Here is a 23,142-nt window from a genome sequence, read left to right on the forward strand (position 1 = left end):
TCCTAGCCGGCCATTTTTGTGCTCAATTTTGATTAGTCTTGATAATCGTTTCGGTAGTTTGTTGCAATTTATTTAGGGTCGTCGCAGCGGCCACGTGCTTGACGGCTAAATCGTCGGCGGTCGTCTGCAACGCCGTTAAATATTGACTGTAGCCTAGAAAGGCTGGGTCGGTATAGCTCGTTTTCAGTTCGCTGGCCGCGGCCTTAAATTTCGGGTGCTTTTTTAGGTAACGCTGGTAACTAGCGGTGGTGGCCGCCGCCGTCGTTACGGGCAAGTAACCCGTTTGCGTTGCCCAGCGAATGGTTTGACGGTTTTGTAATAAGTATTTAATGAAGGCGGCCCCACCTTGGCGCTGCGCCTTCGTACCAGTTTTAAAGCGTACTAAGTCGTTTCCGGCCACGCAGTTAGCGCGTTGGCCCTGATAACTAGGTGTCTGGGTGGTGCCCCACTGAAAATTCTTGGGGGCACTGGCTTGGATTAAGCCCAGTGCGGCGGAAGACCCGCAGTAGAGTACGGTCCGGCCCTTGAGAAAGCGGACGTTACCATAATTGTCTGCGCCGGCCGTTTTCGCCGTGCCGGTCTTGAGCATGTGCGCTAATGGTTGAACGGCATCAACGGTCTGGGGCGCCGCCGCGTTGACCTTTAGGTTGGTGGTTACCAGGGGCTGGCCGGCCGCGTGCGCGAGATCGTTGAGTTCACCCAGGTAGGCCCGGTCAAGTGCTAAGCCGGTTAGGCCGTGCTGTTGTGCCACCTGACCAACGTGTTGGACCGCTTTCCAAGTTGTCGGCACTTTTAAATTTAGCTGCTTCAACAGCCGTTGGTTATAATACATAATGCGCACGGACTTGGAGAAGGGCAGGGCGTACTGTTTGCCTTGGTACTGACCAGCTTTCAAAAAAGCCGGTTGAATTCCCGCAAGTTCTTTAGCACTTAAGTCCGTGTTGAACGGGGCAATCAGCCCCCCCTTCACGTAGTTGGGAACGTTGGTATAGGAAGTTTGGGCAATCGTTGGGAGCGTTTTGGATTTAGCGGCCGTCATGATTTTTTGTTGTAAATTGCTAAAGGTCCCCTGACCGTTAGCCACGACGCGGTATGTTGATTGGGAACGGTTGAAATCCTGGACTAACCCTTGCAGAACGGTCTTATTATGGCCGGTCATACCGTGCCAAAAAGTGACCGTCACTCGCGTTGACTGGCTGGTGCGTTGCTGACCGCACCCCGCGAGTGTGATGCTGGCGGTTAGTGTGACTATTAATAATAATCCGTTTCTAATGACTTTTTTCATGCCATTTCACCTGCGAAATTCCTAGAATTAAATTTTTTTGGACAAATAAGTAAATGATGATCAGTGGCGCGATCACCAGGACCGTGCTAGCCATGAGCAATGGATAATTGGTCCCAATATCGCTACTAAAGGTTAGCAAACCGAGCGGCAGCGTCCGTAGCCGATCGGTATTAGTCATGATCAACGGCCACATAAAGGCGTTCCACGTGCTGATAAGTTGGAGAATACCCACCGCCGTGATGACGGTGCGATTCATTGGCACTAATAAGCGCCATAAGTACTGCCAATCGCTAGCCCCGTCGAGTCTGGCGGCGTAGTAAGTCGTGCGCGGCTGGGCGGCAAAGGCTTGGTGCAGGGTAAACATCATGAAGACGCTGGCCGTCCACGGGATGATCAGCGCTGCGTAGTGGTCGACCCAGTGGAGGGCACTCAACGTTTTAAAGTTTGGAATCAGGAGTAGTTCTCCCGGGACCATCATGGTGACGAGCAGGGCGTTAAACAGAATGCGGCGCCCATAAAAGCGTAGGTGGGTAAACGCAAAGGCGGCCAGAATACTCGTGACGAGTTGCCCGGTAGTCGTGGCAAGGGCGACAATGATTGAATTTAAATAGTAACGACCAAAGGGAGCCGCTTGCCAAGCCGTTAGGTAATTTTGCCAGTGCCAGTCCGAAAAGGGCGTCGTTAACGTTGCGGTGTAAGTTGGGGTTTGGACACTCGCCCACACCATCCAAATAAAGGGCAGTAACATGGTTAGGGCACTAATTAGTAGGAGTGCCCCCCGCAAGAAGCGTGCACAACGGGTTAAGATGGGGACCACCCCCGTTGCGGGTAATGGTGACGACGTAACACCCAAAGGGTTCCTAGGGTTAAGCCGACCGTAATACCGAAGAGCACGATGCCACACGCCGCTGCGATTGTGGGCTGATCTTCAACGTAAAATTTCTGGTAGAGGTAATACATCAGTGTCAGGTCGGCGTTGGCCGGACCGGCGGAGCCGTTGAACAGCGCGTAAACCTGGTCGAAAACTTTTAAATTGACGATAACGGCGTTAATACTAACGAGCAGGATCATCGGCGTCAGTAACGGCCAAGTTACGTTGGTAAATTGTTGCCAACTATTTGCACCGTCTAGCTGGGCGGCCAGGTAGTAGCGGCGGTCAATTTGTTGAAGACTAGCTAGTAATAAAATAATGTTAAGCCCCAAACTATGCCAGATACAGACGATGATTAGCGCTAATAGTGAGTAGCGCGGGTCGTTCAACCAGTCAACCGGCGTTCGGTTGATGATCGCTAGCCAACCATTCAAGCCGCCATGTTCGGCGCTAAACAGCCACCGCCACACAATGGCAATGGCGACGCTACTCGTGACTAGCGGTAAGAAATAAATGGTTTGCAGGAGCTTAGCAAAGTGGCGCGCGTGGTGCAAACTGAGTGCCAGTAAGAGGGCTAAGCCGATTGAAACTGGCACCACGCCGATAATAAAGATGAGCGTATTTCGGAGGGCCAATTGAAAGGCCGCGTCGTGCCACAAAAACTGAAAGTTAGCTAAACTAAGGCTACCAATTTGGTTGAGATAAAAATTATAATGGCGATAAAAGCCCATGGCAAACGCTTCCAGCAACGGCCAGAACGTGAATGCGAGGCTAATCACAAGTAGCGGCGCGATGTATAGTAGCGCTTTCAGCGTTGAACGAACGGTTGGTCGTGAATTAAGCATGGGGCACCCCCATTTCTAACCGGTTACCCTCAGCATCGAAAAAATAACAGCCGTTAGCGCGAACCGCAAGGGTGGTCGTTAATGGCTGGGTGGTAGCCGGCACGGCGGTACTGATCAGCGTTGTTTGGGCGAACTGAACCGTGGTTAGTTGCTCCTTACCAACCGACCACTGCGCGACTAGGCGAACCGGTAACTGGGCCAGCGTGGTGGCCGTGGTGGTAGCTGATTCGAGCGCTTCGGGACGAATACCAACGGTAACCGCATTCGCTAGTAGGGTGGGCGCTAACTGCACCGCGAAGTACGGTCGAACGGCCGTCATCGGGATTAAGTTGATGCGCGGTTGACCGATGAACTGGGCAACGAATTGGTTTTGTGGCCGTTGATACAGTTCGGTTGTTGTGGCCATTTGCTGAATTTTCCCGTGGTTTAAGACGATAATACGGTCAGCAATTTGTAACGCATCATTTTGGTCGTGGGTCACGAAGACCGTGGTAACGTGCGTTTGTCGCTGAATCCGTCGAATCATGGTTCGTAGCGCCACCCGTAAATTGGCATCTAAGTTCGATAACGGTTCGTCTAGGAGGAGGACGGCGGGTTGCTTGATCAGTGCTCGGGCTAGCGCGACGCGTTGTTGCTGACCGCCAGAAAGTTGCGCCGGGTATTTCGCTAACTGCGGCGTAATTGCAACGAGTTCGGCGAGCTGCCGGGCGCGTTGATAGCGTAAGCGTTTTTTAACGTGGGCCATTTTCAGTGGAAACGCGATGTTATCCAGCACGCTGAGGTGCGGATAGAGCGCGTAATCCTGAAACACCATCCCAATATTGCGCCGCTGCAAGGTCGCCCGGGTCACGTCGGTGCCGTCGAAGACCACCTGACCCGCATCGGGTGTCAGGATACCGGCCAAGACGTTTAAAAGCGTGGTTTTACCGCTACCACTGGGCCCGACCAGCGCAACCAACTCACCGTCAGCAAGGGTACAGGTTAAGTTTTGAAATAGCGGTTGTTGACCTGGATAAGTTAGGTTAAGATGTTTTAAATTAACTTCCATGGTGGGTTCTTCCTTCAGCCAAAATAAATGAATATGTTGTTAATTATAAACTATTCAGCGGTGAAACGGTACGGCTCAACTGACTTTTGGAGCCCAGTTCAGAAGCAAAGAAATACCGCTAAGCGTTGTTGTAGTGGGCGTAGACGCTGATTGGCTGAGTACCGATTTGGGCTAGATTGTAGAAAAAACGACATAGAATAAGCGCACTAATTATTATGACGAATGACAAAAGGAACCTGATCTCAAAGCGGATCAGGTTCCAGTGATGGTCTGCATGCAAATAATCGGTCAGTGCTTATTAAGTACGATCAGGTTTATACGCGGTTTTGAAGTCGATTGTTCCACGTGAAACATTAGTGCTTGATACGGTGATAATCAGCGTCGAAGTACTGACCGTTACGAATTGCGTCGGGCAAGCCCGGATAAGGAGCTTCGGCAATGACGTCTTCGTTATCTTGGCCAGCCGCGCCCTTATACGTGATTGTCGCAAATTCTGGGACGACCAACTTCGGGTAAGTGGCGTATTTTTCGCGGGACTGTTCCATTAAGTCGATGTGTTCGTTTTGGAAGGTCACCGTGATTTCGGGATGGTCTTGAACCCACTTCGGGAAGAAAATCGTCCCGTTGACCTTGTTTTCGTTCGGTAAGAAGTCGAGGGCCACGTCGGTCCCGGTTGGTTCCGTCCAAGCGACCTTGTAGATGCCTTCGGTAAGCATTACAATGTTCGCTTCCTGGTCTTTGACCCAGCGACCGGCAACCATGCCGCCGTGGATGCGGTAGTCAACGGTGTGGTCGTTTTTAGCGTACCATTCGTATTCCCAACCGTTGTCGTAGGTGTAAATAAAGTGGGTGCCGAGGAAGTCGGCTAGGGTTTTAAACGTTTTAGTCATGTGAAAGCCTTCTTTGTCTTTTTATGTTATTACTATCATGTAATTAATTACATGTTTTAAACAACAAAGCTAGTGTATACTGAAGCTAGTAAATCGTCAAGGGGGAACTTCCAATGGCGCAAAAAAACAAGTTACAATTCATCATTTTAGGATTACTCAATCAACAGCCACTCACCGGTTACGACCTCACGAAGGCCTTTGAAAACGAGATTGGTGAGTTTTGGCAAGCCCAGCACAGCCAAATCTACCCACAGTTAAAACGACTAGAAACGCAGGGCTACATTGCCCACGAAGTGACCGTTAGCGGCGCCAAGCTTGAAAAAAAGCTCTACCACATCACCACTGAGGGGAGTGCGATCTTACGTGACTGGATCAGCACGGGGACGCCGGATTTAACCGCAACCAAGGACGAATTCATTTTGAAATTGTACTTTATTCGGTCCAATCACGACCCGCGTTTACCCGAAATGCTGCAAGAACAACTGCAGTTACACACGACTAAGTATCATCACTTGCAACAGCGGTTGAAAACGGTCTTTACGGACCCGGCCAGCAAGCAGGCTCATTACGGCCACTATTTGATTTTGCAACACGCGCTCGGCCGCGAAGAGTACTACGTTGACTGGCTTAAGCAAAGCCTCGCCGCCTTGCCAACGGCCCGTTAAGTTAAGTGGCGAAACTGCGGCCGGGATTTCCGGGGTGCGGTTTGGGCCAACTTTTTTCAGGAAGCTTGCGGTCCACCGTAGCAGGGTTATAATTAAAACGACAACCACATGTCAAATCAATGAGGGGGTTCTTCCTGAATGGATAATCAAGAAATGGCCGAACCGTTAGTTTACCGGCGGGTACTGCTAACGGTCGATGAGGATGACAACACGTCGTCCGAACGTGCTTTTCGTTACGCAACGACGGTCGCCCACGATTACGACGCACCGCTGGGGATTTGCTCGGTTTTGGAAAGCGAAGACATCAACATCTTTGATTCACTCACACCGTCAAAATTACGCGAGAAACGCGCCCATGTCGAAGCGGTCGTGGCGAAGTATGTTCAGCTGGCTGAGCAAAAGGGCGTTCAAAACGTTCAGCCGTTGGTCTACGAGGGCGGCGACGTCGATGACGTAATTTTGGATCGGGTTATTCCGGACTTTAAGCCGGACTTACTGGTAACCGGTGCCGATACCCAGTTCCCGCATTCTAAGATTGCGGGCGCAATCGGTCCCCGGTTGGCTAAAAAAGCCCCGATTTCAGTAATCGTCGTGCGTTAATGGCGGTCAACGTGAAAGCGTTGATGAAAATTTACTGATAATTAAGTTACTAAATTTATTAACCGTTACAACTTGCACAAGCTGTAACGGTTTTAATTTATGCCATTTTGTGCACTGGTGAACTATTAAAAAGTAAGTGATTAGGTCAGTTTAGCCTTGATAATTAAGGGTTTAGCGATTTTTTTAAAAAAATAAGCAAAAAATCTAAATTTCTTGTTGCATTTTGAACAAGCACGCATATAATAGAGATTGTAAATTAATTCACAAGCTACGAAATGGAGGCACCATTGTTATGATGAAAACGACAGAAAAAACTCAAGCTGCCAAAGTCGAAAACGAAGTCGACGGGTTAGTTAAACGCTCGAAGAAAGCTTTAGCAGTTTTGAAAACGTATACACAAGAACAAATCGACGACTTATGTGAAAAAGTTGCCGTTGGCGTTTTGGATAAGCACATGGCATTAGCCAAGTTAGCTGTTGAAGAAACGAAGCGTGGGGTTGTTGAAGATAAGGCAATCAAGAACATTTATGCAAGTGAATATATTTGGAACAGCATTCGTCATGATAAGACCGTTGGTGTGATTGAAGATGACGATGAAAAGAAAATGATGAAGATTGCCGAACCAGTCGGAATCGTTGCCGGGGTTACACCCGTAACCAACCCAACTTCAACGGTTGTCTTCAAAACCTTAATCTCATTGAAGGGCCGGAACACAATCGTCTTTGGGTTCCACCCACAAGCCCAAAAGACTTGTGCTGAAACCGCGCGCGTCATGCAAGCAGCAATTGCCGAAGCCGGTGGCCCAGCCGATGCCTTACTGTTCATCGAACACCCAAGCATCGAAGCGACTAACGACTTGATGCACCACCCAGACGTTGCCACCATCTTAGCAACCGGTGGTCCTAGCATGGTTAAAGCCGCTTACTCATCAGGTAAGCCAGCCTTAGGGGTTGGTCCTGGTAACGGCCCAACTTACATTGAAAAGACGGCCAACATCAAACAAGCGGTCAACGACATCGTCTTATCTAAGACCTTTGACCACGGGATGATTTGTGCTTCTGAAAACAGTGCCATCATTGATAAAGAAATCTACAACGACGTGATGGACGAATTCAAACGCTTAGGTTGCTACATTGTTAAACCAAAAGACGTGCAAGCCTTGACCGAAGCAGTTATCGATCCAAACCGGCACACGGTACGTGGTCCGGTTGCCGGGAAGTCCGCCTATGAAATTGCTCAAATGGCCGGCTTAAAGGACGTTGATAAGGAAGCCCGGGTCTTAATTGCCGAATTAAACGGCGTTGGCTTGAAGTTCCCACTTTCAGGTGAAAAATTATCACCAGTGCTGACCGTTTACAAGTCAGCATCCCACGAAGCCGCATTCAAGCGGGCCGATGAATTACTCCACTATGGTGGTTTAGGACATACGGCCGGCATTCACACCACGGATGATGAATTAGTGAAGGAATTTGGCTTACAAATGCCAGCTTGCCGGATCTTAGTTAACTCACCAACTTCCGTTGGGGGCTTAGGTAACATTTACAACAACATGATTCCGTCACTTACTCTAGGGACTGGTTCGTACGGTGGTAACTCGATCTCCCATAACGTTTCAGATATGGACCTGATCAACATCAAAACCGTTGCGAAGCGTCGGAACAATATCCAATGGGTAAAGATGCCTCCCAAGCTCTACTTCGAACCAAACTCTCTCCGCTATCTTGAAACGATGGCCGGCCTTAAGCGCGTATTTCTAGTATGCGACCCTGGGATGGTTGAATTTGGTTATGCTGACCGGGTTACGGCAGTCTTGAACAGCCGCAAGGACCCCGTTGACATTGACGTCTTCTCAGAAGTTGAACCAAACCCTTCAACTAACACCGTTTACAAAGGGGTTGCCCGGATGAAAGGCTTCAAGCCGGACACGATCATCGCCCTTGGTGGTGGGTCCGCAATGGACGCGGCCAAAGGGATGTGGCTCTTCTACGAACATCCAGACGCATCCTTCTTCGGCGCAAAGCAGAAGTTCTTGGATATCCGGAAACGGACTTACAAGGTACCCGTACCAAACAAGGTTACTTACATTGGGATTCCAACCACCTCTGGGACTGGTTCCGAAGTAACGCCTTACGCGGTTATTACCGACTCGGATACGCACGTTAAGTACCCAGTTACCGACTATGCAATGCAACCAGACATTGCGATCGTGGACCCACAGTTCGTTGAAACTGTGCCACCACGTACGACCGCTTGGACTGGTTTGGATGTTATCACCCACGCCACTGAAGCATACGTTTCAGTTATGGCTTCCGACTACAGTCGGGCATGGTCAATTCAAGCCTTGAAGTTAGCCTTCAAGTACTTGAAAGCGTCTTACGACGGCGACAAGAAGGCGCGTGAGCACATGCACAACGCTTCTACGATGGCTGGGATGGCCTTCGCGAACGCCTACTTGGGGATCAACCACTCCTTAGCCCACAAATTAGGTGGGGCGTTCAACTTACCTCACGGGTTAGCGATTGCGATTACTTACCCACAAGTGGTTCGTTACAACGCTGAAATCCCAACTAAGTTGGCTATGTGGCCGAAGTACAACTACAATACTGCGCTCAAAGACTACGCCGACATTGCCCGGGCCATTGGCTTGACTGGCAAGGACGACGAAGCCCTCAAAGAAGCTTTGGTTAACAAGTTCATCGAATTGGCACACTCAATGGGTGTGACCCTCTCCTTGAAGGCTAACCGGGTTGAAAAGAAGGACTTTGATGCCCACGTTGACGAATTAGCCGAACTCGCTTACGAAGACCAATGCACGCCTGCTAACCCACGTGAACCGCTCATCAAGGAATTGAAGGGCATTCTGGAACGCGAATGGGACGGCGCCGGTGTTGAAAAGTAAGCCAATCGTCTTTAACTAAATTTGTTAGTGGTGCCTACTACTAAGCAAAAGGATGCCCCGCAACGACCAGTGATGGTTGGTGCGGGGCGTCTTTTTGGTTGCGGCTAACTAATTGGACACCCTTGTTTAGGTTACTGAACAACGTGACACGGCTTTTGCGGTTCCGCGTCCTTTTTCCCGCAAACTTATTAGTCGCATTTTAAGGGTGGGACGCCTACACTGAAAGAATAATTTCAAAGTGAAGGGATGCGGCGAACATGGTAATGCGCGATTTGAACATTGGAACGAAGGTGGGCCTAGCACTTTTGAACGACCGCTGGTACGCACTCGTTCTCAGTAATTTAGGTACGGAAGCGGTTGACTTCATGGTACTTCGCCGGCGCGTGCGCGGCCTGAGCACGCTGAAATTACTCACGGTACTAGCCAAGATGCAGCAACTCGGCTTGATCAGCGAAGAGGCTCACTACCAATACCGATTGACGGCGACCGGCGCGGAGCTGGGACAGAGCTTGGCGGAGTTGGAAGCGTGGGGCGACCGGATGATTGTGGGGATGCGTTGAGTGATTGTTTGTGAAACTGAACAAAAGTAATTTAGGTTGTGGCGAGCAACGTTAGCTAGGCTACAAACGGCCCAGCAGCAACAGGACTTGAAAGCGTCCGATGAACAGCATCAACATGATTAACAAAATTAAATCGGGCCCTCGAGGTTAGCTAAACGCTACCTTGGGGGCCCGAATTTTTAACTAATTTTCTCCGCCGGACACGCCAACGTCAACAGGTAACAGTAAACCAAATCGTCCATTTGCTTCAAGTTATAGCCACTCGCGCGCTCGAACTTATCGATGCGGTAAAGCAGGGTGTTGCGGTGGACGAAAAGGTCGCAAGCCGCCTGGCGAACGTTGCCCTGCGTGTGGTAGAGGGCGTGGATCAGCTGTTGGGTCGCGCCGTCGCGTAAGCAGGCGTCGGCGAGGGGGGCGAGCCGGGCCGCTTGCGTGGCGACGAGTTCGGGAATTAGCGCGGTGGTCATGCGGGTCACCGCTTGCGGAGGGATGGTTGTAAAAAGTTGGGTCTCAAACGCAAACCCCTGCGCTAATTGTTTTAAATTGTCGTAGTGCGCGCCGATCAGGAGGTGGGTCGTCGCGGAAAAGTCATCGTCGAGTAACGCGAGCAGTCCGCCTAAATCGTTACTCGCCGCGGCACTGATCGGTTGTTGCAACAACAGGTAACCGCGGCTCGAACTCGTAAAGGCTCCGTGTAAGACGTCGTCGACGAGGTCGGCGAGGGCGCCCCGCCACTGTGCTTTGGACTGGCTGGGGTCACTAAACCGAACGTGGAAGTGGATGACCTGAAAGTGTTTAGCCGCCGTAACCGGGGCGCTGGCCGTGGTGCCCGTTAGAAAGGCCGACCATTGATCGACGGGGTGCGGTGACGGGGGGGCAGTGGCAATGGTTGCCAGCAACGCTCGCTCGCGCGGACTAAGGTCGGCTTCGGCGACGCACAAAAACTGTCCGTTAGGTAACGGCACGTTGCGAACGTGTTCGGCAGTCACCGGGCTGGACGTTAAGCGGGCCTGCGGGTACCACTGTAATAAGGCTTGAATATCCATTGCTTTCCCCTCCCTAGGAATGTGTTGGGACGCGTACCGCCTGCGTCGACGCGCGGACCATCAATTTGACCCCCGCCACCGTTTGTTGGGCGCAGATTTTCGTGGGGTTGTTGATTTGATCAAGAAGCGCTTCAACGGCCTGCGCTCCGAGCGCGTTGAAGTCCTGAACGACCGTCGTTAGGGCTGGCGTTTCAGCGGCTGCGGCCGGTAAATTGTCAAAGCCCACAATCGCTAGTGATTGCAGAGCCGCTGCGTCCACGGCCTTTAATTGGCGCATGATCCGGAGCGCCACCACGTCGTTTTCCGCGATCAGCGCGGTGATTTGTTGGGCCTTTAAATAGGCTTGCAGGCGCACTACGTCCACGTCGGCTTGCAAGGCCTGGGCCCACCGTAGCGCCAGGTGCGGGTCGGTCGGATTTTCTTGGAGCTGGTTGAAATAGCCCATGAAGCGGTCGCTGACGGTGCCCGTAAAGGTTTGCCAAAAGGGGGTCTCCGCCAAAAACGCGATCCGTCGGTGGCCCAGCTGTTGCAAGTGTTGGCAAGCCAGGCGGCCCCCGGCCACGTTGTCGCTAATGACGCTCGGAACGGCCAGGGCCGCGGGCCGTTTATCGAGGACGACCAGCGGTAAGCGTTGCGCGTGTAACGCCATCAGGAGTGGGAGCTCGGTCGCTAAGTTTTGCGGGTAGTAGATGACCCCGGCGACGGCGTGGACGAGGGTGGTCGGGTCTTGTTGGAGAAACGTTTCGTTGGCCATCAGTTGTAATTGCCAGGTGGTGCCTTTCAGTGTTTGGTCGATGCCGCCGCGGTAGTTGCCAAAGGCGGTCGTGTCCGTAAATGGCAGAACGAGGAGCAGTTTTCGTTGGGTCGTGCTCCGGTGCGGTTTAACGTAGGTGCCGCCCCCACGCACGCGGTAAACGAGGTCGGCTGCCGCTAATTCGTTGAGTGCTCGTTTGGACGTGATGCGGCTGACGCCGTATTTTAACGCGACGGCGTTTTCGCTCGGCAGGCGATCGTTGGGGGCGTACTCGCCCCGTAAAATGGCTAAGCGTAAGTCTTGATAGATGTTGGCGTACTTGACCATCGTTGGCGCCCTCCCATCTGTAAAGTGGTCAGTGGTTCTCATCAAAGCCGATTCTAAGCGCTTACATGGTTGGCTTCAAGTAACAAAGTATACCAACTGACCTTTAAATAGTAGAGTGTGAGGGCCGACGGGTTGGTATTGAGCATTGCCTAGCTAAGGGCATGATGCCTGGGTTTGGCATCGTGACGTTAGCGTAGCAAGCGCAGATACCAGTCGGCCCGAACACGTTTCGGCCATAAAGCAGGGGAGCGCCGCGGTTTATGCGATGGCGCCTTAGCGTAGTAGGCACAGGCGTCAGCCGCTCCGAACACGTTTCGGCAATATCGCAGAAAGTCGCCTGGGTTTGGCATCGTGACGTTAGCGTAGCAGGCGCAGGCGTCAGTTGGTCTGGAACACGTTTCGGCTATATCGCAGAGCATGAACACTACCTAATAAACAATGGTACGCAGCACTACTCAGTAGCCTGCAGCAACCGGTACTGCGAATCATAAAGCTCGTAGTAAACGCCCCGTTGCGCCATTAACTCGGCGTGCCGGCCCGCTTCGACAATTTGGCCGTGGTCGATCACGAGAATTTGGTCGGCCTGCCGAATCGTCGAAAGCCGGTGGGCGACAATGAAGCTAGTCCGCCCCTTGAGTAGTTCCGCTAAGCCCGCTTGGAGGAGGGCCTCCGTTTGCGTATCAATGGCGGCGGTCGCTTCGTCGAGAATTAAAATACGGGGGTCAGCTAATAAGACGCGGGCAAACGCGATCAGTTGGCGTTGACCAGCGGATAAGCTCCCGCCGTGTTCTTGAACGACCGTTTGGTAGCCAGCGGGGAGCGTCTGAATAAAGTCGTCGGCGCGGGCCACCTTAGCCGCCCGGAGCACGTCGGCGTCGCTGGCATCGAGGCGGCCGTAACGGATGTTATCCATGATGGTCCCCGAAAAAATGAAGGTGTCCTGCTGCATGACGCCGACTTGCGAACGCAGTGAGGCCAGGGTGACCCGCTGACTATCGACGTTGTCGATGGTCAGTTGCCCACTGGTAACGTTGTAAAAACGGGCCAGCAGGTTAATGATGGTGGATTTACCAGCGCCGGTCGGCCCAACTAGGGCGATGGTTTGACCAGGACGCGCGTGAAACGAGACGTGGTCGAGAATCAGCGGCCCGTCCGCCTCGTATTGGAAACAGACGTTACGAAAGCGGACGTCGCCCTTGACCGGGGGCAGGTCGAAGGCGTCATCGGCGTCACGCACGGTCGGTTGTTCGTCCATCGTTTCAAAAATTCGTTCCAAGTAGGTGGTGGCGGTGATCAGTGAATTGTAAAAGTTTCCAATGTTAATCACCGGGTTCCAAAAATTATTCACGTAGCCGATGAAGGCAATTAGGGTCCCGGTACTGACCACCACGCCGAGTTGCTGAATCCCAATAAAGTAGATCAGGGCGGTCGTGAGGGTCGAAATGTTTTGGACGCCCGGGCTGAGTGCGTACTGAATTTTGACCGCGCGCATGTAAGCTTGGCGGTTGTCATCGGCGATGGCGTCAAAGTTAGCGGTGGCGGCGGCCTCCTGGGCGAAGCCCTGAGTCACCTTGATGCCAGCGATGCTCTCGTGTAAATAGGCGTTCAAGTTCGACTGTTTATTGCTTAACTCCCGGAAGGCGGTTCGTTGTTTCTTTTGCACGACGTAGGCCCAAATAATTAGAAGTGGAATGAGCCCTAGGCTATCGAGCGTCAGCCGCCAGTTAATGGCGAACATGAAGGCGAGCGTGACGCCCACCGAAATGACGTCGGAAATCAGGTTGACCAGCCCGTTGGCGAGCAGGTCGCTGAGGGTGTTGATGTAATTGACGACCCGGATGAGGATTTTGCCGTGTGGGCGGGTGTCGAAGTAGGCGAACGGAAGCCGCTGTAAGTTGGTAAACAGGTCGGTTCGCATGTCAATCAGCAGGTTTTGGCCAATTGCGGTGATTGCCCAGATGCGGTAACGAAAGCAGGCCCAAGCGATTAACAAGCTAATGAAAAAAACGGCGCCAAGCGCACCCAGCTGAGGGAGGTTGCGCTGCGGAATTGCTTGGTCGATGGCGAGTTTCATTAGGAAGGGGCCTAACACGACGGCAACGTTGCCGATTAGAATCGATCCGAGTACCAGCACCAACCGCACCGTGTACGGCCGCAAGTAGTGGCCTAAGCGGGCGTAGTCGTGCCAGTTAAAGTGGCGTTTTAAAGTTTCATCCTGATTAGCCGTGTTCCGCGTGGTCATGTGCCCGGCCCCCTTTCGTAGTGGTGAGTGCGCCTAATTGGCGGCGGTAAGTTTCGGCGTAGTAGCCGTTTTGAGCGATTAGTTGCTCGTGCGTGCCCCGCGCAACGATCCGACCGTGCCGCAAAACCAGAATTTGGTCCGCTTGGCGAAGCGAGGCAATTCGCGACGCAATGATAAAGACGGTTTTATGGCGCGTCACGGCCTGTAAACGGCGTTGAATGGTCGCTTCGGTCTCCATATCGAGGGCACTAGTGGTGTCATCTAAAATTAAGATGCGCGGATTTTTAACGAGCGCGCGCGTTAGGGAAATCCGTTGCTTTTGTCCACCGGAGAGGCCCACGCCCCGCTCGCCAACGACGGTGTCATAGCCGTCCGCGAGGGCCGTAATGAAATCGTGGGCGTCCGCCACGGTGGCCATGCGGCGAATAAAGGCGGGTGTCGCCACCGGGTTCCCATAGTTGATGTTGTCGTTGATCGAATCAGAAAAGAGAAAGAGGTCCTGGGTGACAATCGTAATTTGATTACGCAACGCCGCCTCCGACCAGTGCCGAACATCGCGCCCGTCGACCAAAACGCGGCCACGCGTTGGGTCGTAGAAGCGGGCAATTAAGTTCATCAGGGTCGTTTTGCCAGAGCCAGTTTCGCCGAGAATCCCGACCGTTTGGCCCGGCTGAACGGCGAAGTCAATGTCCATTAAGACCGGTACCGCCGGGGCGTCTGGGAACGCAAAGTCGACGTGCTCGAAGCGCACCGCACCTTGAATGGCCGGCGCCGACTGTGATTGGGCGGGGGTCAGGGTCGGTTGCGCCTCCAAGAGACTTTTAATTTTAATGGTAGCCGCTGAAAAACGTTGAATATCGTTGATCAACCACCCACTCATCCGCATCGGCTGGTTCAACAGCCATAAAAAGCCGTTAAACGCGACCAGGTCACCCAGCGTCATCTGGCGTTGAATCACCAGCCAGCTACCGAACAGGAGGACGATCACGGCTAAGCAGGCTGCCAGAAAGTCCAACGCGGGCAAATACCGGCGTGACACTGCCGCGGAGGCCATGTTTTGGTCGCGGTAATCCTGGTTGTATTGCTGAAACTTATGAATTTCATAGGACTCGCGGGCAAAGGCGCGGACGACCCGGTTACCCGAGATATTTTCTTCGACCATGGCGTTTAAGCGGGCGAAGCTTTGACGGATGTTGAAGAAGACCTGGTGAGCCTCCCGACTCATCCGCGTGGTGAGCCAGCCAATTAGCGGGGTGACTAAAACGAGGGCCACGGTGAGCGGCCAACTAATGCGGGCCATCACCACGATCGCGGTTAAAAACCACAGCAGGCATTCGGCCGTGTTATAAGTGACCCAGCATAAAAAGTGGCGAATTGCGTCGGTATCCCCGGTCAGGCGGGCCATCAAATCCCCGTTGGTGACCCGGGTAAAGAAGGGGTAGTCGAGCGACTGTAACTTAGCAAACAGGTCGTGGCGTAAATCAAACAACGCGTTTTGGCCGACCCGTTCCCAGAGCATGATGTAGCCGTAGCGCATGATGGTGCGCAGCAGGGTGACGCCCACCATCGTGACTAGCAGGGGAACGAGTCGTTCCAAGTGGCGTTGCGTAATGACCTGATCAACGAGTAACCCGCCAATTAACGGCACCACGACGACGCTGACGGCGTTTAAGATGATCAAGCCACTTGCTAGCCAGATTTGCCAACGGCTCCGGCGGGCGTACTGCCAAATCCAGCGATAAGGATTCTCCATTAATGTTCACCTCTCAACTTATCGAGTACAATGGGGATACCAATCGCGGTACGCCCCTCAGTTGACTTCAGTATGCGGCGGGCCGCGACTAAACGGAATGGTGATTTTTGCCTAAAGGGATGGCTTTTTTTGCCGAAGGGGGTGGGTTGATGCCAAAAGTGAATTTAACGCCGGAAGTTTTGTATGCGTTTGCATATCGTAACGAACGACCGGGCACTTACGTGTATCATCAACATCAATTTTTAGAACTGTCGATCATGGTCACGGGCTTTTCGGACTACAACGTTGAGGGACGGTGGCGGCGGGTCGTGGCCGGCCAGGCGTTGCTCTTTAATCCGGGGGTTCATCACCAGGAGACCCAGCCGCCGCAAACGCAAAGCCTGCAACTGCACGTTGGTTTTCGACACGTGGCCTTACCGGGGCAACAACCCGATCACCTCCCGTTTGCGGATAGTCTGATTGACTTGGGGAGTTACCAAACCGACTTTTTAGCCACGGCCCAGCGGCTGATTGCCGAAAATCACCACCCAGACGCGTTCGGCCACGATGCGCTGGTTCAAGCGTTGGTGGTGGAACTGTTATGCTGGTTGTTACGGGCGCTGCCCAGTAACCCGGTCAGCGCGGACTACCTCGCCCTAAGCGCACCCGCCAGCTCAACGGCTGACCGCCAAGCGCTAGTTAGTGCTGCGAGTTACTACCTAGAAGCGCACTACGCCGAACCACTGACCCTCGGGGCGCTGGCTGAAACGCTGCACGTCAGTCCGAGTTACCTATCGCGCACCTTTAAAGCCGTCCGCGGAATCAGTCCGATTCAGTATTTAACGCACTTGCGGTTACAACGGGCCCAGGATTTACTGACTACGGGACAGCACAGCGTTAGCGAAGTGGCCGAGCTCGTCGGCTACCAGGACCCGTACCATTTCAGCAAGCGGTTCAAGCAATTTTTTGGCACGCCACCGAGTCAACGGCAACCCGCATCTAAAAATTAGGGCTATCAGCACCAGCCAAGTTTTCGAGTGAAAGCGGTTTTATTTTGGCGCCTGACCAGGTATACTCGGGGGCAAATACGGGCGGTCAGCCCCAAGGAGGAACCAAGATGATTGAATGGCACGGTTTAAACGCAACCCAACAACAAGCGGTCACGGCCGTTTGTTTACCCGGCAATTTAGCCCGCACCCTGACGGTCGACTGTCAGGCCGGCGCACCCGGAATCCAGATTCAAAAGAGGGGGGCGCACACGACCCTCACGTATGGTAGCCAGGCGGATTTAATGCGCGGCGCGGCGCTACTAAGCGCCCGCGCGGGGCAGGAACCCGACTTCGACTGTCATCAAACGCCCCAGTTTCAAGTGCTCGCGGCGATGCTCGACGTGGCCCGCAACGGGGTCCCGACCGTCGCGATGCTGAAAACGACGATTCGGCGCTTGGCGCGGATGGGCTACACCGAACTGTGGTTATATTTGGAGGACCTGTTTGAGATTCCCGAAGAACCGTATTTTGGGCACCAACGTGGTCGCTACACCCAGGCGCAACTGCACGAACTTGCGCGTTATGGCGACCAGTTTGGCGTGACGCTGGTGCCGGCGGTTCAAACGCTCGCCCACCTGCATAACGCGTTGAAGTGGGAAGCCCATACCGCCGTGAAGGATACGACCGACACGTTACTAGTGGGAGCACCGGCGACCCGGACTTTTTTGACCCACTTACTGCAAGCGGCGACCGCGCCGTTTACGACTAACAAAATTCACATTGGGATGGACGAGGCTTACCAACTTGGCCGTGGGCGCTACCTTGATCAAAACGGCTTTACGGACCAGCAAACGTTGATCTTACAACAGCTTAAACTGGTGGTCGAGCTGACGACCGAACTCGGACTCGACGCCTATATGTGGAGCGACCTATGGTTCACCTTTGCTTCTGAAAAGCACGAAATGTACGACCCGGCGGTGCACTTTGACGCCGACTTTAAGGCCAGCCTGCCGCCAGTCGGGCAGGTTTACTGGGATTATTACCACGAAGATCAGCAAACTTACCGTGACCGCTTCGCGCAGCACTTTGAATTAAGTGATAACGTCGTGTTTGCCGGGGGCATCTGGACTTGGAGTGCCCTAGCGCCCAACCAAAGTAAAATGCTGGCAACGGTCGACGCCGGTCTCAAGGCGGCTAAGGCGTGCGGTGTGCCGCAAGTCGTCGCGACAATGTGGTTCGACGACGGGGCGGAAGTTCCGCTCAGTGCCGCCTGGTACGGACTGCAAGCCTTCGCAACTTATCAGTACCATGACCGGGTGACCCCGGAACTGATCGACCAAGAGTACGCTTTATTCCAAGGTGAAGCGCCGGACTTTTACCGCTTACTCGACCGCTTCGATAACTTTACCAAGGCGGTCAACGTGGACGCCGACAACGTTAGTAAAATCGTTCTGTACGAGGACCTACTGCTACAACGGTACCGCCAAAACTTAGCGGCGATTGACTTGCCCGCGCAATACCAACCGCTGATCACGCAACTCGGCAACGTGCAGGTCCGAGCGGAAAACCGGTTGATGCTCACGTTTTACCGCCAACTCGCCCAAACGGTTCTGGCGAAGTCCGGGGCCCTACAAGCGGTCGCGCAACTGGGCTGGTCGACGGCCGACGACGCCACGGCTGAACGAGCCTTAACCGCGATCGACGCTTACGTGGCGGCCTTACAACCACTCATGGCAATCTGGCGCGAGTTGTGGCACCAGCAACGCCGGGGCCCGGGTTACGAAGTCATGGACGTTCGCTTAGGCGGCCAACTAACCCGGTGCGCGACGGTTAAATGGCGCATCAACCGCTGGCGGGCGGGGCAGGAACAACTGGCCGAACTTCACGCGCCGCTGCTGCCAATGGACCAATTTAATAACGGCGTGGTCGGACACGGGCTCTACAAGCAAATCGTGAGCGCCTGCGACCTATCTTTCTAAGTTAACTGCCAGTCCTAAGCGCACCGCGAACTGGAGTACTTGGGGTGCGTCGGCCGCCGAACCGGTCAGGACCCAAAGTATACCCAATCCGAGGTAGGGGCGTGTTTCACGTGAAACATTTACCCTAAATTAGCAATAAAAATAGTTAAGCAACAGCACTTAAAGCCCGTTATAACGCGGTTTATAAATGCTGTTGCTTTTTTAGCCGAAAATAGACCTAATTTTGTTAAAGACCTTAAATTTGTATCTTTTTCCCTTTAGTTCGTTGATTGTTGCCGTGAAAGAAAGCGGTTACTATGAGCTTGTAATTAATTGAAAGGAGGGAGAAACGATATGACACAAGGTGTTACGAATACGGATCCAGTTCCGGTTTCGCAAAAGCCAGACCAGAACTTTTTCCAACGACTATGGTCCAACCGGGTATTTTTACTGATGGTGGCACCAGGGACGTTATTTTTAATCGTTTTCTTCTACATTCCAGTGTTGGCTAACGTTGTGGCCTTCCAGAGTTTTCAATATTCAGACCAGGGATTTATTTACAGCGTGCTCCACAGTCCCTTCGTTGGGTTTCAGAACTTTAAGTTCTTCTTTCAGTCGGCGGACTTCTGGATTGTGTTACGTAACACGATTGGGTACAACTTGACGTTCCTATTGCTAAACTTCTTCTTCGCGATTTTCTTTGGGGTCGTGATGAGCCAGTTACGCAACCAACGCTTGTTGAAAGTCTACCAAACCTCGATGCTCTTCCCGTACTTCCTGTCGTGGGCAATTCTCGCGTACTTCGTTTACGCGTTCTTAAGCTCCGATAAGGGAATCTTGAACCACATTATTCAAACGTTTGGTGGGACGCCGATCGACTTTTACAACTCGCCGTGGGTCTGGCCGTTTATCATCATCTTCCTGGGCGTGTGGAAGGGGATCGGGTACAACAGTATCCTCTACTTCGCAACCGCCATGGGGATTGACCCGACTTACTACGACGCCGCGATGATTGATGGGGCCAATAAGTGGCAACAAATCAAGAACGTGACGCTCCCACACATTTTACCGGTTGCAACGCTGATGCTGATCTTAAACATCGGTGGGATCTTCCGCAGTGACTTTGGGCTGTTTTACTTGATTCCAAGGTCGTCGGGGACGTTGATCAACGTGACCCAAACGTTCGATACCTTTATTTACCGCGCGTTAACGACCACCAACGATATTGGGATGTCAACCGCGGCCGGGTTACTCCAATCGATCGTCGGGGCACTCCTGATTTTCATTAGTAACTGGGTCGTTCGTCGCAAGCAACCAGAATCAGCACTATTTTAAAAGGGGGTGCCGGGATTGCGTAAAAAGAAACAAATTACTGCGGTTGAAATTCGTAAGTTTGGGCCGGGCACCAACCTATTTTTCAACATTTTTCTCGCGATTTTTGCCCTTAGTTGTATCTTACCGTTCTTCTTCATCATCATCCTGTCATTAACGCAGGAGTCAGATATTACAACTTACGGCTACCAGTTTTGGCCGAAACATTGGACTTTTGCGAGTTATCAATACCTGTCCAAGATGGGCCACCAAGTGCTCGTTTCACTGGGCGTTACCATCTTCGTGACCGTCGTGGGGACGATCATGAACAGTTTGTTTAGTTCCACTTACGCGTACGCGATTTCGAGAAAGGACTTCGCCTACGCCCACTTCTTTACGATTTTTGCCCTGATTTCGATGCTCTTCATTCCCGGGATGGTCCCAACTTACTTGATTGTGACCCAAATGCTGGGCTTGCAAGATAACATCTGGGCCTTGATTTTGCCAATGAGTTTTGGGGTGTATAACGTTTTAATCATGCGGACGTTCTTTAAAACGTCAATTCCGGAGCCAATTATTGAATCGGCCCGGATTGACGGTGCCAGCGAATTTCGAATTTTCTGGACGATCGTCGTTCCGCTTGCGATTCCAGGAATCGCCACGATTAGTTTGTTCACGTCGCTCGGCTACTGGAACGACTGGATGAACGCCTTGCTGTACATCAACAAGGACAGTGTCACCCCGCTTCAATACTTGTTGGTCAAGATTCAAAACAATATCCAGTACATGACGCAGAACATGGCTAATAACGGGGCCGTCGCCGGAGCCGCCAACGTTCCGAGCGAAGGGATGCGGTTTGCGATCGTCGTTGTCGCGACCCTCCCAATTGCCTTAACTTACCCGTTCTTCCAGAAGTACTTCGTCAAAGGAATGACCATCGGCGGCGTCAAGGGCTAACGCCCACCGCACCACCACTGCTTGCGTTCAACACCAACTTACTTTACAGATGGGTGGGATGCCTCGTTTGAAACAACTTGTCATCAATTTAGCACTGTTAATTAGGTCTTTGCGTTTTGACTAAATTTTTTCCGAGGGGGAAAACAACGATGAATAAATTAATCAAAGGTGCAACCGTCGTCAGCCTCGCCGCTCTAGGAACGATTGCATTAGCCGGCTGCGGGAAGTCATCCAGTAGCAGCAGTTCCAGCAGCAAAGCGACCACCGTCAACATGTACATGCCCGGCGACAAGCCGAAAAACTACGATGCGCTGATCAAGAAAGCCAACACGGAAATTCATAAGACGTATAAAAATATTAATTTAAAAATGAATTTCATCGGCTGGGGTGACTACACGCAGAAATACAACGTCATGGTCACTTCTGGGAACAGCTACGACCTCGCTTTCGCGCAAAACTACACGAATAACGCCCTCAAAGGGGCATACGCCGACATGAGCGACGAACTCAAGAGTGGCGTGGCGAAGAAGGCTTACCAACAAGTCGATCCAGCCTACTGGAAGGGCCTCAAAGTTAACAATAAAATTTATGGTTTCCCAGTGAACGCGAACGTCTTTGCGCAAAACATGCTGACGTTTAACTCGGCTTTCTTGAAGAAGTACAACATTAACATCGATGACGTGAACTCCTACGCTAGCATGGAACCGGCCTTAGCGAAGTTCCACAAAGAAAACCCAGGCGTAGCCGGCTTTGCCATTGGTCAGGGCTTCAAGGCGTCACCCCGGGCAATGGACTTCCCACTGGGGAACGGCTTACCATTTGCGGTTGATTCCAGCGGCAAGAACACCAAAGTTGTGAATGCTTACGATACGGCTGAAATGAAGGGCATTTTAAACACCCTGCACAGCTACTACCAAAAGGGGTACATTCCAAAGGATGCGGCCACTTCTAGCACCCAGTACAACTTGCAAGACAACACTTGGTTCGTACGCCAAGAAACGCAAGGCCCTTACGATTACGGCGACACCGCTTTGATCAACAACGCCGGTGGCAAACAGATGCAATCGAAGGCCATCACTGACCCTTACAAGTCTTCCGCACAAGCGCAAGTTGCGGTCTGGACGATTTCCAAGACTTCTAAGCACAAGAAGGAAGCCATGCAAGTATTGAACCTGTTGAACACGAACAAGACCTTACTAAACAACATTGCGTGGGGGCTTGAAGGGCAACAGTGGAACTTCACGGACAAGGAAAAGGGTAAGATCAAGCTAACTAAGAATTACAAACCAAACTACTTCATCGGTGCTTGGATGATGGGGAACAACAAGAACCTCTACACGCTCGACAAGACGACGGATGCAATGATTGATAAGCGCGACCAATCAATCAAGGATTCCAAGACATCCGCAGCGTTAGGCTTTAACCCGGATATGAGTTCGATGAAGACTGAGATTACGAACTTATCCAACGTAATGAGTAAGTACCTCGACATTCTAAACACCGGGACGGCGGATCCAGAACCAACCATCAAGAAGATGGACGCAGAATTAAAGACGGCGGGCTACGACAAGGTTCAAAAAGAATTGCAGAAACAGTACGACGCCTTCCTCGCAGATCAAAAATAAGTGTCGTCAACACAAAGAGGTCGGGTGCGCAGCACACGACTTCTTTGTATACATAGCCGAATTTTCCAGTTCAAGAATCACATTAGAAAATAGGCTTAATGACTGTCAACAGGTCATCGTCCTAGGCCGCCCTGCAAGGGCCCCGGCAATAGGGAGTTAAACTGCCGCCAGTAGGGGCCTGCGACCGGTTGGCTGGAACGTGGTGGGCATCGATTTGAGCTCACTCAGAAAACCACTGAGCAATCTCAAATTCGAGCCTTATTCTAAGCCGGAAGCAACCCACTTCCGACTAAGAATAATTTCACCACTGAGCCATGGTCGCAAACCCCTACTGGCTAGGTTAGTGGTTTGAGACGATTGAGCGGCGCCTTATTTTAACGGGCTGAATTTCCTGGTCATTAAGGTTGTTCACTTTTAAAAATGGAAATTAACTCTTAAGGGCTTAGTTGGGTGCCACGATCATTGCCGTGATGCCAATCCAGCCCTGCGAGGGTCCCGGTAAATGCTCAGCTGTGTCGATTCACTTGGCAAGCGTTGT

At 52.3% G+C, this 23,142-nt stretch carries 18 protein-coding genes; 9 read left to right on the top strand and 9 right to left on the bottom strand.

Features of this window, described 5'->3' with window-relative positions:
- Positions 1-22 precede the first annotated feature (22 nt).
- The 5 genes from FFM79_RS05335 to FFM79_RS05355 form a co-directional block, all read right to left on the bottom strand.
- Positions 23-1,285, bottom strand: coding sequence for an extracellular solute-binding protein (locus tag FFM79_RS05335; protein ID WP_137642436.1), 1,263 nt, complete (start codon positions 1,283-1,285; stop codon positions 23-25).
- Positions 1,269-2,033 (bottom strand): carbohydrate ABC transporter permease, encoded by a 765-nt coding sequence (locus FFM79_RS05340; RefSeq protein WP_137642437.1) that lies wholly within the window; start codon positions 2,031-2,033, stop codon positions 1,269-1,271. Before FFM79_RS05340 ends, FFM79_RS05335 begins: the two co-directional genes overlap by 17 nt.
- 53 nt (positions 2,034-2,086) lie before the next feature.
- A complete protein-coding gene (locus FFM79_RS05345; protein WP_137642438.1) occupies positions 2,087-3,001 on the bottom strand; it encodes a carbohydrate ABC transporter permease in 915 nt (304 codons plus the stop codon).
- On the bottom strand, positions 2,994-4,049 hold the full coding sequence (locus tag FFM79_RS05350) for an ABC transporter ATP-binding protein (protein WP_137642439.1): 1,056 nt from the start codon (positions 4,047-4,049) through the stop codon (positions 2,994-2,996). The genes FFM79_RS05345 and FFM79_RS05350 overlap by 8 nt, the downstream gene beginning before the upstream one ends.
- 353 nt (positions 4,050-4,402) lie before the next feature.
- A complete protein-coding gene (locus tag FFM79_RS05355) occupies positions 4,403-4,939 on the bottom strand; it encodes a phenolic acid decarboxylase (RefSeq protein ID WP_137642440.1) in 537 nt (178 codons plus the stop codon).
- A gap of 113 nt (positions 4,940-5,052) precedes the next feature.
- On the opposite strand from FFM79_RS05355, the gene FFM79_RS05360 reads away from it, so the two are divergent.
- From FFM79_RS05360 to FFM79_RS05375, 4 genes are all read left to right on the top strand, one after another.
- Positions 5,053-5,604 (top strand): PadR family transcriptional regulator, encoded by a 552-nt coding sequence (locus tag FFM79_RS05360; protein WP_137642441.1) that lies wholly within the window; start codon positions 5,053-5,055, stop codon positions 5,602-5,604.
- Between the two features lie 138 nt (positions 5,605-5,742).
- The gene (locus FFM79_RS05365; protein WP_137642442.1) at positions 5,743-6,204 is read left to right on the top strand and encodes a universal stress protein; all 462 of its coding nucleotides are present in this window, start codon (positions 5,743-5,745) and stop codon (positions 6,202-6,204) included.
- A 295-nt stretch (positions 6,205-6,499) separates the two neighbouring features.
- Positions 6,500-9,103 carry a bifunctional acetaldehyde-CoA/alcohol dehydrogenase gene (adhE, locus tag FFM79_RS05370; protein WP_137642471.1) on the top strand — a complete coding sequence of 868 codons (2,604 nt, stop codon included), beginning with the start codon at positions 6,500-6,502 and terminating at the stop codon, positions 9,101-9,103.
- Between the two features lie 257 nt (positions 9,104-9,360).
- On the top strand, positions 9,361-9,663 hold the full coding sequence (locus tag FFM79_RS05375; protein ID WP_137642443.1) for a winged helix-turn-helix transcriptional regulator: 303 nt from the start codon (positions 9,361-9,363) through the stop codon (positions 9,661-9,663).
- 179 nt (positions 9,664-9,842) lie between these two features.
- Here FFM79_RS05375 and FFM79_RS05380 read toward each other — a convergent pair whose 3' ends face one another.
- The 4 genes from FFM79_RS05380 to FFM79_RS05395 form a co-directional block, all read right to left on the bottom strand.
- A complete protein-coding gene (locus tag FFM79_RS05380) occupies positions 9,843-10,709 on the bottom strand; it encodes a helix-turn-helix domain-containing protein (protein ID WP_137642444.1) in 867 nt (288 codons plus the stop codon).
- A gap of 13 nt (positions 10,710-10,722) precedes the next feature.
- A complete protein-coding gene (locus FFM79_RS05385; protein WP_137642445.1) occupies positions 10,723-11,790 on the bottom strand; it encodes a LacI family DNA-binding transcriptional regulator in 1,068 nt (355 codons plus the stop codon).
- A 451-nt stretch (positions 11,791-12,241) separates the two neighbouring features.
- Positions 12,242-14,032, bottom strand: coding sequence for an ABC transporter ATP-binding protein (locus tag FFM79_RS05390; RefSeq protein ID WP_137642446.1), 1,791 nt, complete (start codon positions 14,030-14,032; stop codon positions 12,242-12,244).
- Positions 14,010-15,785: an ABC transporter ATP-binding protein gene (locus tag FFM79_RS05395; protein ID WP_137642447.1), complete on the bottom strand. Its 1,776-nt coding sequence runs from the start codon at positions 15,783-15,785 to the stop codon at positions 14,010-14,012. Before FFM79_RS05395 ends, FFM79_RS05390 begins: the two co-directional genes overlap by 23 nt.
- Positions 15,786-15,934: 149 nt before the next feature.
- On the opposite strand from FFM79_RS05395, the gene FFM79_RS05400 reads away from it, so the two are divergent.
- The 5 genes from FFM79_RS05400 (at position 15,935) to FFM79_RS05420 (ending at position 22,604) form a co-directional block, all read left to right on the top strand.
- Entirely contained in the window at positions 15,935-16,774 is an 840-nt protein-coding gene (locus FFM79_RS05400) for a helix-turn-helix transcriptional regulator (protein ID WP_137642448.1), read from the top strand.
- 107 nt (positions 16,775-16,881) lie between these two features.
- Entirely contained in the window at positions 16,882-18,732 is a 1,851-nt protein-coding gene (locus FFM79_RS05405) for a beta-N-acetylhexosaminidase (RefSeq protein ID WP_137642449.1), read from the top strand.
- 333 nt (positions 18,733-19,065) lie between these two features.
- A complete protein-coding gene (locus FFM79_RS05410; RefSeq protein WP_137642450.1) occupies positions 19,066-20,046 on the top strand; it encodes an ABC transporter permease in 981 nt (326 codons plus the stop codon).
- Between the two features lie 15 nt (positions 20,047-20,061).
- Positions 20,062-20,979, top strand: a complete 918-nt coding sequence (locus tag FFM79_RS05415) for a carbohydrate ABC transporter permease (RefSeq protein ID WP_137642451.1) — start codon at positions 20,062-20,064, stop codon at positions 20,977-20,979.
- Positions 20,980-21,128: 149 nt separating this feature from the next.
- The gene (locus tag FFM79_RS05420) at positions 21,129-22,604 is read left to right on the top strand and encodes an ABC transporter substrate-binding protein (RefSeq protein WP_137642452.1); all 1,476 of its coding nucleotides are present in this window, start codon (positions 21,129-21,131) and stop codon (positions 22,602-22,604) included.
- Positions 22,605-23,142 lie beyond the last annotated feature (538 nt).

Origin of the sequence: Lactiplantibacillus modestisalitolerans (genome assembly GCF_005405425.1) — a bacterium.
Classification (GTDB): Bacteria; Bacillota; Bacilli; order Lactobacillales; family Lactobacillaceae; genus Lactiplantibacillus; species Lactiplantibacillus modestisalitolerans.